Annotated in this window: 10 protein-coding genes; all 10 read right to left on the bottom strand. The window is 63.4% G+C overall.

Annotation, left to right across the window (positions count from 1 at the left end; translation table 11 throughout):
- Position 1: 1 nt before the first annotated feature.
- The 10 genes from G4L39_RS06540 to cmr1 all read right to left on the bottom strand — a co-directional run bounded on the left by G4L39_RS06540 (position 2) and on the right by cmr1 (position 16,084).
- A complete protein-coding gene (locus G4L39_RS06540) occupies positions 2-310 on the bottom strand; it encodes a hypothetical protein (RefSeq protein ID WP_165106849.1) in 309 nt (102 codons plus the stop codon).
- 208 nt (positions 311-518) lie between these two features.
- Positions 519-1,088, bottom strand: coding sequence for a winged helix-turn-helix domain-containing protein (locus G4L39_RS06535; RefSeq protein WP_165106847.1), 570 nt, complete (start codon positions 1,086-1,088; stop codon positions 519-521).
- A gap of 759 nt (positions 1,089-1,847) precedes the next feature.
- Positions 1,848-6,941: a DEAD/DEAH box helicase gene (locus G4L39_RS06530; RefSeq protein ID WP_165106846.1), complete on the bottom strand. Its 5,094-nt coding sequence runs from the start codon at positions 6,939-6,941 to the stop codon at positions 1,848-1,850.
- A complete protein-coding gene (locus G4L39_RS06525; protein ID WP_165106844.1) occupies positions 6,938-8,278 on the bottom strand; it encodes an ATP-binding protein in 1,341 nt (446 codons plus the stop codon). Before G4L39_RS06525 ends, G4L39_RS06530 begins: the two co-directional genes overlap by 4 nt.
- A 584-nt stretch (positions 8,279-8,862) precedes the next feature.
- Entirely contained in the window at positions 8,863-9,744 is an 882-nt protein-coding gene (locus G4L39_RS06520) for a hypothetical protein (protein ID WP_165106843.1), read from the bottom strand.
- A complete protein-coding gene (locus G4L39_RS06515; protein ID WP_165106841.1) occupies positions 9,741-10,109 on the bottom strand; it encodes a hypothetical protein in 369 nt (122 codons plus the stop codon). Before G4L39_RS06515 ends, G4L39_RS06520 begins: the two co-directional genes overlap by 4 nt.
- Positions 10,109-11,101 carry a type III-B CRISPR module RAMP protein Cmr4 gene (gene cmr4, locus G4L39_RS06510; protein ID WP_165106840.1) on the bottom strand — a complete coding sequence of 331 codons (993 nt, stop codon included), beginning with the start codon at positions 11,099-11,101 and terminating at the stop codon, positions 10,109-10,111. The genes G4L39_RS06515 and cmr4 overlap by 1 nt, the downstream gene beginning before the upstream one ends.
- Positions 11,098-14,166, bottom strand: a complete 3,069-nt coding sequence (locus tag G4L39_RS06505; RefSeq protein ID WP_165106838.1) for a CRISPR-associated protein Csx11 — start codon at positions 14,164-14,166, stop codon at positions 11,098-11,100. Before G4L39_RS06505 ends, cmr4 begins: the two co-directional genes overlap by 4 nt.
- On the bottom strand, positions 14,163-15,203 hold the full coding sequence (locus tag G4L39_RS06500; protein WP_205880839.1) for an RAMP superfamily CRISPR-associated protein: 1,041 nt from the start codon (positions 15,201-15,203) through the stop codon (positions 14,163-14,165). Before G4L39_RS06500 ends, G4L39_RS06505 begins: the two co-directional genes overlap by 4 nt.
- A complete protein-coding gene (cmr1, locus tag G4L39_RS06495) occupies positions 15,200-16,084 on the bottom strand; it encodes a type III-B CRISPR module RAMP protein Cmr1 (protein ID WP_165106837.1) in 885 nt (294 codons plus the stop codon). Before cmr1 ends, G4L39_RS06500 begins: the two co-directional genes overlap by 4 nt.
- Positions 16,085-16,091 lie beyond the last annotated feature (7 nt).

Raw genomic sequence — 16,091 nt, 5'->3', positions numbered from 1 at the left:
GTTAACGATAAGCGTCGTGGCCCCGCCAATCAATCGGTTTCAGGCCAAGCCGCTTTTGCTCCCCGGGCTCGCAGGGGAACGAAACGCTGCCCGGCATCTTCTCGAGGACTGCCGAGTCCATCTGCGGCTTGAGGGCCTGCCAAGGTTTGTCCCACGCAACCGAGTCGCCGGGGAAAAATGCATGGCAGCTGTGAAAGGTCTTACCACCCCATTTGCAACCAACGATGGCGAACTGGTCGAGGATACGTTCGACCGCGGGGCCCGAGGTCGGGATCAGGGTTTTCAGTTCGGAGTGGCTTCGCGCGCCCATTCCCCGGGCATGCCGAGTTAGAGTAGGAAGGGCGACTCGTTCAGCTCGGCCCGCAGCGGGACGCGGCGCCGCTCGTCCGCTGTCCGGGCGTGGTCTTCTCGACCCGGGCAGTATCCCGCTGTCGTTTGGCGATGCGACAGGCAATTCAGGCCGGTTGGATCCACCAGCCCCGGCAATCATGGCAGTAACTGTGGAGTCGAGAAGCCCCTTACTGCCCGCTCTCATGGAGCAGCCATTTCCTCCCGGCCTCGGTAATCTCCCAAATGCCGTGGGGCGAGTCGCTCTTCATCAACCCTTCCCGGACAAGGGTGTTCCGGCACCATTGTGCGGTGTTTTTCCAGCGCACCGAGCGCGGATCCGACGGGAGCGGTTGACAATCGTACTGGTTGAGTCCGCCCTTCATCCTGGCACCCACCCTTTCAAGAACCTCGCCGATGGGGGCACTGCCGCCAAGCTCCACCAGGCTCTCCAGGATCGGTCTGCGAAACGCATCTTCCGGGGTGCGAAGCCCGCGTTGAAGGCGCTCCCTGGCGGTTCGTCGTGGCTTTGCCCCAAGTGCTTTGAGCCCCCGTGACACCAGGCCCGCCCATTCGTTCTGGAGGGCTCTGACTTTCGCCCGGAACTCGGCAAGCCGGATTGCTTCTTCGATCGCCTGCCTTGCCTTCTCGTAATCCCCGGCACGGAGAGCAGCCGCTCCGGACTCGTGGAGCTGGTTGGCGACGAACTCGATCTCCTCCAAGAGAATCTCAAAAGCGATATTGACCTCGTTCCTGTTCATGGCTTCCCCCTGCGCAGCCGATTCTCCGGGCACAGGTCGTAGACTAGACGACCCTCGGTTCAGAGAGTACTTCCGAGCGTACTGGCGGCAGAGCTTGTTCGGAAGAAAAAGCTTGGCCTTCCTCCCGGAGCTGACCTCGGTCCGAAAACCCCTGCTCTGCCGGGTGCTCGAGCGCCAGGTCACCGGCTCGGGCATTCCCGCCAAGACGGCGCGCCGCAGAGTGTTTTGACCTCATTTACCAATGCCATCCTCAAGCTCCCAGGGTTCTTACACAGAGCGAATGCCCAGCGCCCGAACTCACCATGGTGATCGACCGCCCGGACCCACCTCCTCGCAGCGGTTTCCTTCTGACGGTTTTGTTCCGTTTCGAAACCCTTGACCTCCAGAATCACCTTGATTTCCCGTCCGTTCTGGCAGCGCCACCGGATGAAATAATCCGGGCGGTACTCGTACCGCACGCCCTGCCACTCGTACGGGATGGTGATGTCCAGGTGGTTGTTGCAGGCATAAGCGATCCCATTCGGGTTCCGCTCAAGCCGATTCCCTCAGGTCAGGACCGCTCACCCACTTCCAGGTGGCTGCCGGTTGCAACCCCTTCCGTTGCACCGGGTCGCCGTCCCTTGAGAGCAATGCCCCCTGGCTTTGGACCCACGGAACAGTTTGGTGCGAATTGGTTTTGCGCGAATCGATCTCATGTGCGCTGAGGCACGGGCTCTATCGTGTCGGGCCAGCGGAAGACACACAGGCAAGCAGTCTCTCTCACGACGGTTTGCCTTTCCCAAAGATGTCACCGTACTGGGCGATTTGCTGCTGGAGGTCACGGTCGTAGCGGATCACAACGACCCGGTAGCCCCGGGCCAGCAACTCGGATCGAATCTCCTGGTCCCGGGCTGCCTGTTCCGGCTGGTCATGCACGGCGCCGTCGCAAAACACGCAGACATTCGGTTCGTAGAAAAAGTCGGCGATGCAGGACGCGGCGCTGATGGACTTTTGCGCTTCATCGGGCAGCCTGTGGCCGCCCTCAGCCAGCGCCTCAAGAAACCGCCGTTCAATCTCGGAGCGGGTATCCGTGAGCGAGCGCAGCCAGGCCAGGTGCTCCTCACGGGACCGCTCTTTCATCCGGCGCTCGGTACGGCTTTCCGCCAGGCTGACCAGCAGGGGGCGGATGCGGTGCCGGTCCAGGTGCAGTGCCTCATGTTGGTTGGTGAAGCTCAGCAGGCATTCGTAGCAGGCGGCGCGGCAGTCCTGCTTGAGGTCCCTCCATTCGCCTGCCTCGATCCGGAAGTGACAGATCTCAAGCGCGGTCCGGGCCACCTCGGCAAACGCGTCCCTTTCATCCACCAGTCGTCGCAGCACCCCGGCCCCACCTTCGGCCGCCTCATAAAGTAGGATTGCCCGGTGTTCTCCCTCACCCACGCGTTCCGCGGCAAGCTCGGTTTCTTCGAGCTGGAACGTCTCCTCGATCCCCCGTTTCAGGGCGTAACGGAACGTCGCCTCGACCGTTTCATCACGGCTGAACTCGGAGTCCAGAAACCGGACCAAAAGAAGGTTCTGCGTCGCACGCACCATGAGTCGCACCCGCTCCAGACGTTTCCCACTCGAGGGCTGTCTGTCCTCGTCGGGTGGCGAGGCGAGCACCTCGCCGCTCTCAAAATCCACAAGAAATCCCTGCGCGTCCGATGCTTTCCAGCCGTGGTTGATCCGTAACAGCGTGGCCGTTGGGGCGTAAACGAGCCTGATCACAGGCCCACTGCCGGTCACAACGTCGGCTTCGAACGCACGATGACCGGAACCCGACGCTTCGGGGGCGAATTGGAAGTATGTTTCCAGTTGGTAGCCCCGTCGCAGCCGCTCCTCTTCATCGGCCGTGATGCGGCCCCTGCGCCGCATGCGGACATTGGGCATCTCGAGAAGAGTCGTCACCAGGCTGTTCGATCCATCGAACCGGGTTTGGCACACGGGGCACAAGTCGAGGTCGGGCTCTGCGAACGCCCCGCAGGTGCGGCACAGGCGCTTGCGGCTCTTGCGCTCGTCCAACCCTCCGGGCGGCGATTGAAACGCCACCGATTCCCACTGGCGCCCTTCGTGGTACAGAAAGTTTTGGGGAGCAAACTCCCGGATGGCCAGGAACCGGGGCCGGGCGATGAAATCGCCCTCCTCGCCTCGCGGCACCCACGCCCGCACAGGGAGCGCGGGGAAGTTGTAGCCGGGCAGGAACCCCTCGCTGGCCAGGTATCGGTAGGGGTAGAAATCGCCTTCCTCACGGGCCACCCCCACCTGAAGCAGGAGATTCAACTGGCGTCGCGCTTCCTCCTGCCGGTCTCTGGCACGGCGCTGCTCGTCCAGCGTCCGCGCCCGGTCCTCCTCGGCCCGGGCCGCCTCCCGTTGCCGTTGAGCCGCCCGAAAAAGCTCGCGCCAGCGGTCAAAAGCGCGGTCGAACTCCCTGGGAGCCTCCTCAATCACCCGCCGCACCCAGCCTTCATTGAACCAGCCCACCTCCCGTAGTGCCGCTTCGTCACGCTTCAGGATCTCGCGCACCTGGCACTCCACCTCACCTCGCGCCGCCTCGCTGAGCCGGATTTGTGCAGCGGCGTGCTCGCGCAACGGCAGATCCTGCAGACTCGTGTCAATCACCTCCTCAATCGAACCACCCAGCGGTAGCCGCACGTGCGCCAGCCAGACCGCGTGAATGTGGGCGCGCAGCAGCGCCTCGTTGGCCAGATCGAGCCGGGGCGGGCGCACCTGCCCCGCCACCATCTCGACACGGCGACGGAAGAAGTACTGATCGTGACTGTTCAGCGCCCCGCAGTAGGTCACAATCAGTCCCGGTTGGCCCTGCCGACCGGCCCGGCCGCTCCGTTGTGCATAATTCGCCGGGGTGGGCGGCACATTCCGGAGATGAACCAGCTCCAGATCGGCAATATCCACCCCCAGCTCCATGGTGGGTGAACAAACGAGATAGGGCAGACGCCGACCAAGGTCGGCCTCCTTGGTCCGATCCCGGTCCTCCCACCGGAACCGCCGCTCCCGTCGCTCCCGTTCCCCCGCCTGCACCACCTGCGCAGTATGTTCCCGGGCTTCCAAGCCGGCGAACGTTGCCGCCTCGATCTGGTAAAACCGTTTGAAGAACTCGTTCACCGCCCGGGTTGGTGATGCGTAACTCTGATGCCCCGACCGGCGTGAATACAGCGGATCGGGCTCCGGAGGCGACCCATCACCCAGCCGCCAACGCAGGCACGACGCCTCCAACTGGTAGAACCGGTGGTCTCCCTGCTGTCCGCAACTCACCAACAGCCCGTGCCTCACCAGCAGAGACAGCAGACCATCCAGCACCTGCCAGTACGCCTCTCCCTGGACGCCCAGCGACCGCCTCAGGTAACGGCCAATCAGGCTGGACTCCCCAAGACTGAATCCCCCCGCCGGCCTGCCCGTGGCTCCCGGGCTCACAAAACGGCGCGAACCCCGCAATTCATCGGATTCGGGATCCAGCCCCCAAAACTCGTTCAAATGCTGCTCGGCCCGGCGCCGCAACTGCTGCTGGAAGCCTTCCTCCAGCACCCTCGCCTGAATCGCAAGCTTCCGCCGAAACTGATCCAGGATCGGCCGCAGCATTGCCATCCGCTCCCCGGGCGCGGCGTCACCCAACCGCGGATGCAACGCTCCGAGTTCAGCACTCCGGCAGAGCTCCTCCAGGCCGCGGTATTCCACCTTCAGCAGACCCACCTGTTCAAGGTTGGGATGCACCACCCGCCAACCGCGGCGCAGGTCCTCATAAAGACGGTACTCGGTCAACTCGGTGAACGCCTCCCAGACCTCCCGCGCCGCGTCGCTGTCCGGGTCCAACTGCGGGTTCCTGGCAATGTCAGCAATGCGCAGCCCCGCAGCCCTGACCACCTCCTGCGCAATGCGGTCGAAGGTGAGCTCCTTGTGGGTCTTCAACGCCGCGTACAGGGCCGCCCGCAAAAGTGCCACATGAACAAAATCATTGAAGTGCCCGGCCTGCAGCGAGGCGTCCTGCCGGTTGTCCGTAAACGTCAACAACTTGTCCCGCGCCGCCCGGGTCAGGCTCGCATGACGCAGCAGCGAAGTGGCCAGAACGGTGGTGGCGCTCGATCGCCCTTCACTGGACAGCGAGGCCAGTTTCATGAACTCCCGCCCCCGCCCCGTGTAGTACTCGCCGCAGACCAGACAGAGCGAAAACGGATGCGGTTGCCACCACATCTTCAACGCGCCGGGGCGCGACGTGCTGCTGAACCGTCCATCCGGCAAAACCCACACGGCCTGCGGCACCCGGCTCCGCCAGGTCGATTTGAGTCTGCCGTTGGTCTCGAACCATTCCTCCGGGAGCTGGTCCTGAGACCAATCTTCCTCCTCGTTTGCCAGCATCAGGTAACCCACACGACCATCCTCGTCCTCAGGCTCCGCGCCCACCGGGTGGGGCAAATAACGTCCGTCCGACTCGATGACGTGGTAGTAGTCCTGACCGCATTGACGACAGAACTTCACCGGGAAAAACAGGCGCCCCTCCCCCGCCTGCAGCTGGCCCTCCAATGAAAAGCGCCGCTCTTCCCGCCCCTCCAACGTGGCATACAAGGTCCGTCCCTGCGTCAGAAACTGATGCAACTTGAAGGCCACCGGCCGCTCCCCGCCCTCAACACCCGCACGACTCCCCAGCACCAGCAGCTCCCGCAACCGACCCTCACACTCCCCCCGGTCAACCCCGACGATCCCGGACAGTTGCCGGGCCAGCTCGGACAAAGGCCTCGGCGCCCGGCGCTGCAACGAACCGTCCGCGCCCCGCTCAAGACCCAGCTCGTGCTCAAGCCAGCGCATCAACGGATGCGTCCGCAGCCCGGCAAGGTCGCCCGGCAACGGCGCCGCCATCGCCCGCCGCAACTCCTCCACCTCCGGCGGACCCCCCACGGTGAAAGGCGACAGCGTTTCCTCGATCACCTGTTCGGGCCCGAACGGGTGACCGAAGAAGCGGGTCGCAAACTCCGCCACGCTCTGACGCCGCTCCACCACGCTCGCGCCCGGCCGGGCAATCATCGTGGCGCTGGTGCCAATGTGCACCAGGCCGGCACCGCCACAGCGGGCCTTCAGCCGCCGCACCAACATCGCCACGTCGGCCCCCTGACGCCCCCGATAGGTGTGCAGCTCATCGAAAACCAGAAAGCGCAACCCGCCTCCGGCCCGGTCCAGAAACCGCCCATCCTCCGGCCGCACCAGCAACAACTCGGCCATGACGTAGTTCGTGAGCAGGACCTGCGGCGGATTCTCGCGCATGTTCTGGCGCTGAGCCTCGGTCGTATCCCCCGTGTATTTCGCGAATGTCACCGGGAAGGTGCGTCCCAGCGCTCGTTCGTAGCGCTCTTTCAGCGCGCTCAAGGCCTGGAACTGGGAGTTGACCAGGGCGTTCATCGGATACACCACCAGCGCCGCCACCCGCCGTCCCGTGTCGGGCCTCCGGATCAAATCGTCCAGGATAGGCAGGAAATAGCACAGGCTCTTGCCGGAGCCGGTGCCGCTGGTCACCACGATGCTCTCCCCCGCAAGCGCCTTCCGAATCGCCTCCTCCTGATGCCGATACAGCCGAAACGGCCTGCCGTCCGGGTGCCGGAAAATGCGCGCGGTCTCCTCCGTCACAAGCCCTTGCCGCGCCAGTTCATCCACCGCCGCCCCCGGCGCATACGCCGGGCTCAGTTGCACCAACGGCTCCGGCCACAGTTGCTGCTCCTCTTCCAGGGCCCGGTCCACAAACGCCCGCGCCCGCTCGTCCGCGATCAGAAAAAACGACCGGACGAAGTCGCGATAGTCGGCCAGCACGGCCGAGTGCAGGTCGAAGATCGTCATGGCTCAAGCTCCTCCAGGAACCACTCGTACGCCGGACAGACCCGGATGCCGGGCTCCGACACCGCAGCCGCCTGCTCCCGCGTAAGAACGATCAGCACCCGTTCCGCGCGAGGATATCGGGGAGCAGCCGCCTTCAGGGCGCGCAGTTCGCGCTCCAGAACCTCCGGCGCCAAAGCATCCGCGCACACTTGCACCAGGAAACTCTGGCCCTCGGGCAGGCGCGCATGGAAGTCCACTTCGTAACCTTCTCCGGTCTTGACGTAGCCCACCTCGGCGCCGCGCCGCTCCAGTTCGTTGAGCACCGCCGTTTCCAGGGCGCGGCCCGGGTTGGCTCGTCCGCTCGTGTCGAACGCCCGGATCAAGCCGGGGTCCGCCGGATAGACTTTTCGGGGGTTGGTGTTGCGCTGCCTCTCGGATTCCGTATCCAGCGGCACGAGCGTCAGGAGGAAGGCGTCCACCAGATACCCGAGCAGGGCATGAACGGTGTCTTTCGAGACCGCATGGCCCTGGGACTTGAGGTCGCGATAAAGTCCGTGGGCGCTCAAGAGTCCGGCCGGGTTGCGCAGACAGGCCCGTACCACCCACCGCAGGGCAGCGATCTGGCTGACCTGGTAGCGCTCCACCACATCGCGCAAAAGAAGCGTGTCCACATAGCCCTGAAGCAACTGGATGCGAAGCCGCGCCTCGATCCCCTGGGCTTCCGGAAAACCGCCGACCTCGAGATACTCGCGCAGGCGTTTTTCGATCCAAGAGCGTTCCGAGGGACTCAGACGGGAGACCGGTTTCCCGGGCTCTTCTCCCCGGTGCCGGAGGAACTCGCGGAAGCTGAACGGGCGCAGAACGGTCTCGAATCCCCGTCCGCGCAGCGAGGTGTGGACCTCCCGCGAAAGCAGCCTCGCCGAAGAACCGGAGACGACCACCGCGACCTTCTCGGTGTCCATGAGCCGCCGCACGAAAAGCTCCCACCCCGCGACGACCTGAATCTCGTCGAAGAACCACCACACCACCTCGCGTCCGCGAAACTCCGGAAAGTTGCGGTAGTACTCCTCGAGGAGCGCATCCAGCTGAGAGAGCGACAGGTCGGCCAGGCGGTCGTCATCGAAGCTCAGGTACACCGCGCGCTGCGGGCCCAGGGCCTGCTGCTGTTCCTGCTGCAGCTGGCGCAGGAAGGTGGTCTTGCCAACCCGCCGCATGCCCAGCCCGGTATGCACCTTGTTGCGGATCGCCGGAAGGCGTGTGTCCCGCCGTGTCCAGCCTTCTACCGAAACCGGCTCCAGCCCCGCCGTCAGCTTCTCTTGGAGCACCGGGTGCAAAGCCACGCCCCAAGCCTGTCGCATGCCTGTCCTTCTGACAAGGACACTTTTCGTCACGTCTGTCCTGCTGGTAAGGCCAGCTGGTGGCGACGAGCCGGTTGGGCTCCAGCGCGCCCGCCGCCGGTCCGGATGTCTCCGAGGGGCGGTAAGCGCCGGAAGCGGTCCAGGTTTTGGGGTCTTCGGCGCTCATGGATCGCCTTCACCCTTTCCTTCCGTCCGTCATGGCAGACCGCCCTGGACTTCCCGCGACCATGGCGTCGTAGATCTCCAGAATCATCCGCTTGGTCCAATACTCGCCGTAGCGCTCTTCGTCCTTGCGGCGGACGATTGGGAACTGGTCGAGGATATATTCGACCGCTTGGCGGGGAGTCCGGGAGAGCGCCTCAAGCTCTGGTGTCGGCTCCCGCTCCCCGGACGTGGTACGGAAGAGGCGGACGAATAACGAGCTTGGCCCCTCGGGTCACGGTACACCGGCCCCGTTCACCAAGGAGCCGATGAAGGCGCGGTCACCGTCCAAGACGCGCGCTTGCAGTTCGAAGATGTTCATGGTTCTTCGCGCTCAGCCCGATTCCTGCGATCCAAACAGCCGCTGATCTCGTCGCGTGCGTTCAATCGGAACTTGACCAATGACCCGACTCGTCGATGCGCCACTTTCGGGCTTTGTCAGCCGACGAACCAGGAACCCACAACGGTTTTGAGCTGCGCCAGTGGTCGTCCCTGCCGTAATCCCAGCCGCGCAGCAGTTCCATAGCTCCACGGAGTTCCGGGGACCCATCCTCTTTTACCTCCGCGTGGCCGAGCACACGGTCTGCTTCGATGAGGGGATAACCCATGCCCGGGTCGACCGTGCAACCAAACACGTCGACCGCCGGCGCCATATTACCGATACGGCGCAGACGTCCCAATCCGTAACGCGTGTCGCCGCCGACCGTCATCATATCCAGAGCCTCGAGATCCTTTCGAAGGTCCTTGTCCAGGTCGCCGCTCAGGAACACATAGCCTGCGAACCCCACGGGCCCGCTCGAAAAGCTTTCGAATTCGCGCCACTTGGTATTGATGCATTCTGTCTCCCGCAACGAGCCTTCGGCCGCCGTGTCCGAGGAGGGGTCAATTGCCGTGGACGGCCGCGTCGAAAGGAGTCGCATGCGAAACTCGCGGTCCGAGACTTTGAGAGAACCGTCGTCCTCCCGCTGCCAGACCAAACCCCTTCCCTGCTCGTAGCGGGGAAGCCACGCGTGCCATTGCGATTCGTCCTTTTCCGCCGGAAAGAGGTATGTAAAACGCACACTCTGACGGATCTTATCGCCGACCTCCTGGTAATTGGGGAAGCTGTTGTCTGCCTTGTCCCGAGCCAGTTCCGCCGTGATTGAGCCCCACAGGGCGCGCGCCGGGACGTAGAGGCGGCACCGGTTCAGGCTGCCGGCCGGCGGCATGCCGACGTAAAGCGGCGACTCGAGCAGCCACGCCCATCGGTAAAGTGACCACGTCATTCTCTCTCTCCAACACTCCCGCGCGCCTTGGCGTGGTAACGCGCGTACACGAAGACTTGCCTGAGCAGATCCCGTGCGAAGAGCAAGTCGTCCAACGCCAGATCCTCGAAAAAGTCGAGTGGTTTCTTGTCGTTCTTGCCTGCCCTCAAAGTCTTGTTGAGAAATTCCGTCGCTTCCTCCGTGATTTTCCGACCCACCTCGCCCTCGCGGGCTTGCAGGTAAAGGAAGCAAGCGTACGGACCCTGTTCTTCCAACACGCTGAGGGCGTTGGCGAACACCTTCTCGTCCACAAGCTGGCGTTCGTCCGTTTTTACCTCCGCCAACCTACGGCCGTACTCTGCGCACTTAAGGTCCAGATTGTCCATCAGTCACCTCCCGTCGTGGCTGGAACACTTTGCGATTGCCCGCCGTCACTCCCTAGGGCGCCGGTGTGGATCACCCGGAGCCGGCCCATGCCCCGTGTGCCCATGCCGCCGATGCCGAGATGTTCGAGGTACGGATGCGCTGTGCTGACCACGGCGAAGACCTTCTCACAGTTCTGGATGACCGCTCCATTGATCTGAGCGGCAACTTTCTGTCCGGCAACCTGGAAATGCTGCGGGTTCTTGCATACCACATCCCACACGAGCACCGTGGCACGCGGCAGCGCCTCATAGCTGAAGAGCGCGCCCTCCTCGGCCGCACCGGTTTCGGGGTTGATGGAGACCGATGTCCGCACCTCCAGGTTGCTGTTCACGATGTGTGCGAAGAGTTTGTCGGACACGATCACCACCCGCTCGATGATGTAGTCGTAGGCGGGAATCCTTTTCTTCAGAGTCTCCCAGAAGCTGTCATCGGACAGGTGCTTGCGTTCCAGCAGTAGCCAGCCCAGGTTCAACGGCTTCTTGCCGCCGCCCTGTTGTTGGTACACAGCGTCGCCCAGTTCCCCTTTGATCTCGCGGCCGACCCTTCGCAGCGCGTCCGGGCAGGTCACCCACACAGGCCCCTCGCGCGTCGCGACCGGAAAGAGAAGGACATGGGCGTCCCCGAACGCCGCAAGGCCCGCGAACCCACCGCCGGTGCCGCGAGCAAAACCGAAGACAGTGCAGATCGGACAGTCGGCCCGCCCGCAATGCCCGCCTTTGCCGGCCTTACCCGGTTGGCCCTGCCCGGCGCAATCGGGGTACTTGCCTTGGTCCATGGCTGCGTACGCCCGGCAGACTCCGGCGAGGCTTGAGCCGGGAATCTTCGGTACGCGCGTGACTGGGTCTCGGACGATCGAAAGGTCCACACGTCCGAGGCGCGCTCCGCCGGTCCCCACGTGGATGGGGTCGATCGCCATTCCGATGACAGTGAACTGCTGATAGCTGTTGCTCATGTTCCTGCTCCTTCCAGACCCGTTTTGAGCCAGGTGAGGTGCCACTCGAGCGCCCATTCCAGGGTTCCTCGTCCCGCCGCCTCCACGAGGCTCTCAAGTGCCGCACCGCGAACGTTCAAGCGGTCTCCAAGAATCGCCCGGACAAGGTCGAGCCACTCCTTTTTTACGCCAGGTAGCCAGCGCCCATCGGGATCGCGCCAGGCGCGCGAGCGCTCTTCGATTTCGGACCAGGCTCCTTGAAGCGCGGTCATACTTGGCGCGTGGCGCACCAGCAGCTCCCAGGTTGCCCGCATCCGTTCGAATTCCCCCAGGGGCCTGACATCGTGCGGTTCGAATCGCCGCGCCGTCGTGTCCAAAAACACAGCTGCAATGCGACTCGGGTGGACGAAGATACCGTCACCCGGTCGCAAGTCGGCCATGTGGCGGTAGACGTAACCCTGTGGGTGCTTGAAATCGCGTGGCGCGCGCAGCTCCCCATCTTCTACCCTGACATACGGGTAAAACACGTCCTCGCGTCCGTCGGGAACCCGCGTCGGGACAACCACCAGTTCCTGACCGCGTTCATGTTCCAGCGACAGGGATGTCACGCCTTCGCGTGTGCGGCATGCGAGCACGCGCCAGGTTTCGCTCCCCTGCCGATCCAGTGCCGCCTCGACATTGCGCACGGCCTCGATCACGGCCTGGAACGGAGTCAAACGCGGGAACGCCACGACGCCGATGCGCAGCGGCATCCGATCCCAGACCCGCGCGAATTCTTCCTGCCATTTGGCGATGGCAGTCTCGATGCAGGCCGTGGCGCGGTCGAGCGGAACCAGAACCCGGAACCGTCGCGGACTGCGCTCGAGCGGAATCACGGGCGCATACGTGCCGACCTTGTCAGGCGTGGAGACCGACTTCACCTGCAGGGGAAGCTCCTGCTGGTCGTCGCCCTTGACGTAAATGGTCTCCTCTTGCGATGCCTGCACCAGCGCGTCACCATCCTCATGAGCCTCGAAACACCGCGCCAGGTTCGAGATGGTGATGAATGCCTGTCGCTCGGCCAGGTAGACGACCTCGAATGGCGCGCCACGCCACCGTCCCAGATAGGTCTCCCGGTTCTCCCAACTGCCGGGACCGCCTGAACTTGGCTGAAGCAAGAGCCGTCGCGTGCGCCAGCGGTTGGCATGATCAGCCGCGATCTCCCGAAACCGTTCGAGCAGCTCGTCGAAAAATGCCTCGCAGGTGCGCCAGAAGCGATGCACTCGCCCGGGTGAAGGGAGCTTCCGGAAAAGCTGGTGGGCAAGCCAACCTACCCGCTTCTCATCATCGAGCCTGTCCCACTCGGGCGCGTCGGCTCGATCTTCCACGATTTTCGAAAAAAAGCTGGGCCAGTTGTTCTCGTGCTGATAGCCCTCTTGAAGGCTGGAGAGCACGGGGTCGTTCCTGTCGTAGACGCTGAGTTTGCCTTGCACGTACCGCCGCAGCGACTCGAACGGCGCACCCGCGTCGATAGGGTTGGAACTATTTTTCAAGACCGGGTTGAACCGCCGCCATTGGGCGATGCTCTGCGCCCGCAGCGAATCGACGTGCTCCCCCTCCAGCCAGGGCTCGAGGTTGAGGCTCAGGCTCAGCAGGGCGACGCGGTCGTTGGCATCCGCCACCTCCGAGATCCAGATCGTGTCGCCTTCGCCGGCCAGCCAGGCGTCCAGGCGGCCGCGTCGGCGCTCCCGGCAAACGCGGCACGGGTGGCTCTTGCGCGCGTTCTCCGTGTTCGCGCTTGCAGGTGGCTCATTGAAGCGCACCAGGCACACCGGGCAGACATGGCGGGTTCCGGCGGATGACGGAGTCTGGTTCGGGATCGTCCACCCCCGGGCGATTGGAACCGTCAACTGGTCTCGAACCTTTCGCAGCTCCGCGACCATCGGCACGAACGAGCGGGTGGATGTGGAAAGCTGACACAGCGGTGGAGTCTCGAGCTCGGCGCTTTGGGCAAGCTTGTCGATTTGCTGCTGAATCGCTGCGCACAGGCACTCTGCCTGATCGCCGGCGAAGCTTCCCTTGCCGTCGTCCCGCTCGCCGGGGAAGGTGAAGGCCAGCGTTTCGTCGTCGCGCTCGCCGGGGAAGGTGAAGGCCAGCGTTTCGTCGTCGCGATAGACCAGGGACCCCAGCGCTAAATCGACCTCGATCAGCTTCCGAACTTGCTCGAAGAAATCCTCGATGACGCGCTGCGCCCCGACCCAATCACCGATCTTCACGGCGCGCGCCTCGTAGTGGCGCGTACCCAGGCCCACGGTCAGCACCCGCCAGCGCGTTTGTTGTTTAAGGTTGTTGGCCCATTCAAAGCCCTGCCCGGTGAGCACTGCACCGGCCACAGCGGACTTGAACAGAGCGGCAGCCACGTAGGATTGGTCCCAGAGTGTGACGTCGTTGTTCGGCAGCCGCGTTTCGGCCAGGGTCGAAAGAAACGCCTGCCGCAGCCAGCCCTCCCGCCCGATCGCGTGCTCGCGCCATTCCCACCAAGGTTCAGGATCGAGTGGAGGCGATGAGCCCAATCCTGCAAGTTCGTCGAGAAGCTTCTCGATTCGCTCGAGCAACTCGCGCCAGCCATCTGGCTGCAAGAGCGGCGGCGGATCCGCCAGCAGGTTGCGAATGGGGTGGCCGAACGGCGATACGAGCCACATGTGCGTGGCGTCCTGACTCAGGTATTTAGAAGTTGCCCCGGGAAGGTTTTTCTCGATGCCGGAAGCCATCCCGTGCGCGGCTTGCAGGAGACCAAGAATACCGGGATCGCGCCCCCGATGCTTCCTGATAAACTCGGTCAGGGTGGCGGGCCAATGTGACGAGAGACGTGCGTGCCAAGGGGTGTCCTCGTTTAATAGCCAGCTTAGCTTGGCGTCCCAGGGAAACGGCGGACTAACGCTGTTCAGCCAATCGCGGTCGTCGTACTGGGTACCCGTTCCACCGTGGTGCCGGAGAAAATCCGGGTGCGCCTTGCCCGTCATGTGGAGCCAGCCGATGGCCTCGCACGCCAAAAGCAGCGGCCGGTGGTCACGGAGGGTCTGGAGCATCTGGGCGCCGTGGCTCATGACCCACCTCCGGATTTCGGAAATATTTGCTGCAAAAGCCCCTCACGATTGTCCGCCTCGATGGGGTTGTTGTCTGGTGTCTCCTTTTTCCACGCGCGCCACTTCTTGATCTCCGCCGTGCCCCAGCCCACGGTGCGCTTGGCCGAGACACCGTAGACCGTGAGCATGGTTTCGATAGCTTCCAGCAGGTGGTGCAACACTTCTTCCGGCTTCGTTTCGGCTTTCATCCCCGGCCAAGGGGCATACAGCAGGCACAGAAAGCCTTTTCCGCCTTCCTGGTCCGCGTTTGAACCTCCCGCTTTGGGCCGCCGTCCCGGTACCACCTCGTAGTAGATGGGTTGAGTGCCGGCGCGGCGGCTGCGGTCGTGCGGGTTGATCACCTCGAAGCCGATCTTGTCGAACCAGGTCGGGTAGAAGCCCAACGCCCCCTGGTGGAAGTCTTCTTCTTCCCCCTTCTCGTTGCCGAAGAGGTGAAGTACCCATTCGGGGTCGTTCCATTCCTCAAAGCGCTTGCCGCTCTCGAGGTGGTCTCGCAGTCCGTCTTGCATCCGGCAGGCCCACCGGAGCATGCCCTTCCAGCTCGCTGCCGCCATGTACGGCACACCAAACACGCGATCCTTCCGCACCGGGTTGTCCAGCACGTGAAAGAGCCGGTCGTCCTTGGAGTACCAGGGCGTCAAGAGCTCGAACTCGACCGCGATGGCGAGCCATGAGTTGTGAAGAAGAGCGGGCGGCCAGGGGTCAAGATCGAGGGCAGACGGCAGTTGCAATCCTGCGCCCTTGGCCCGTTCCATGTAACAGCGCCGGGCGTCGTTCTTGGCCTTCTCGTGCTTGCCATTCTCCCGGCTCAGCGCTTTCTTTTTGCCTTCGTTTTGTTTAGCTTTCATGCGCGCATCGTACTCGTCGGCTCGAATCTTGTTTACGGCGAACCAGGTCGTGCATCCCTCCAACAAGCCCGAGACCAGGCACTCCGGGGGCTTACCGTCGGTTGGGCAAGCTCCGAGCTCGGCTAGTAGAGCGTAGAAGTCGAAGGTCATGATTCCACTCCTGCCGCTCGCAGGAGCTCCTCCAAAATCTGTTCTCCTCTGCGAAACTCCGCCTCTAAGCCGCTCCATGCCTTCTCCTGCAATCGCTTTTTAATCGCATCGAACTCCACCGTCCCCGGTTTGACGAAGCCGAACGTCCTCCGGCGCTCCTCCGGTTCCTTGAAGCTGAGCACCTTCTTGCTGACGCCTCGCCTTCCTTTCACCCATTCGTCGATTGTCAAAACGGCATCAAATTGACCCGCATTCAGAAATCGGCCTGCGACGAACCAGAGATTACTCAGGGAAGCCCAAACGAAGCCATGATCCTTAAGGCGGCGCCAGTGGGAGCTGTGGACATAGTGTTCTAGTTGTGCCCTCCGGCTTTGCGCCTGAACCAAATCATCTTGCTCGAGCCTGATCAAGCCGCAGTCGGTATTCTTAGCCGTCATCTTGCCGCCGATGGCGCCGTAGTCGGCGATGAGGCGCAGCGTGAGGTCTAGCAAGGCCCATTCTTCGGGTTGGATCGGACGGAGCTCGGTGAACCGAAGCTGAAAAATGTCGTCCTTCTTGATTTGCGAAATCCTGGTCAGGCCACTTTTGTCCAGCACTTCGAAGCGGAACTTGCGGGCCCAACCGGTGCAGCCGAAGAGTTCGCAGACCACACAGTGGTGGCCGGGCTTGGTCGGGTCCTTTACGTGAGAATCGGGACAGCGCACGTCGCTGGTGGGATCACAGGCGCGGCCGCCCAGTCCCCGCACGAGCACCTCGAACCACCAGCGGATGGACCCGAGCAGGCCGGTGGTGATCAGGCGATCCGGCTTGCCGTCGGCGTCGCCAGTCCAGATGTCGGTAAGCGCCCGAAGCGTCCAGGTTTTGGAGTCTTTATCGCTCATGGATCGC

It is taken from the genome of Limisphaera ngatamarikiensis (assembly GCF_011044775.1).
GTDB classification, from domain to species: domain Bacteria; phylum Verrucomicrobiota; class Verrucomicrobiia; order Limisphaerales; family Limisphaeraceae; genus Limisphaera; species Limisphaera ngatamarikiensis.
The sequence above is the reverse complement of the archived record's forward strand: the minus strand, read 5'-3'. Positions and strand labels throughout refer to the sequence as shown.

Coding starts and splice junctions, on each gene's coding strand:
- G4L39_RS06540 (WP_165106849.1), bottom strand. CDS start 310: ATGGGCGCGCGAAGCCACTCCGAACTGAAAACCCTGATCCCGACCTCG.
- G4L39_RS06535 (WP_165106847.1), bottom strand. CDS start 1,088: ATGAACAGGAACGAGGTCAATATCGCTTTTGAGATTCTCTTGGAGGAG.
- G4L39_RS06530 (WP_165106846.1), bottom strand. CDS start 6,941: ATGACGATCTTCGACCTGCACTCGGCCGTGCTGGCCGACTATCGCGAC.
- G4L39_RS06525 (WP_165106844.1), bottom strand. CDS start 8,278: ATGCGACAGGCTTGGGGCGTGGCTTTGCACCCGGTGCTCCAAGAGAAG.
- G4L39_RS06520 (WP_165106843.1), bottom strand. CDS start 9,744: ATGACGTGGTCACTTTACCGATGGGCGTGGCTGCTCGAGTCGCCGCTT.
- G4L39_RS06515 (WP_165106841.1), bottom strand. CDS start 10,109: ATGGACAATCTGGACCTTAAGTGCGCAGAGTACGGCCGTAGGTTGGCG.
- cmr4 (WP_165106840.1), bottom strand. CDS start 11,101: ATGAGCAACAGCTATCAGCAGTTCACTGTCATCGGAATGGCGATCGAC.
- G4L39_RS06505 (WP_165106838.1), bottom strand. CDS start 14,166: ATGAGCCACGGCGCCCAGATGCTCCAGACCCTCCGTGACCACCGGCCG.
- G4L39_RS06500 (WP_205880839.1), bottom strand. CDS start 15,203: ATGACCTTCGACTTCTACGCTCTACTAGCCGAGCTCGGAGCTTGCCCA.
- cmr1 (WP_165106837.1), bottom strand. CDS start 16,084: ATGAGCGATAAAGACTCCAAAACCTGGACGCTTCGGGCGCTTACCGAC.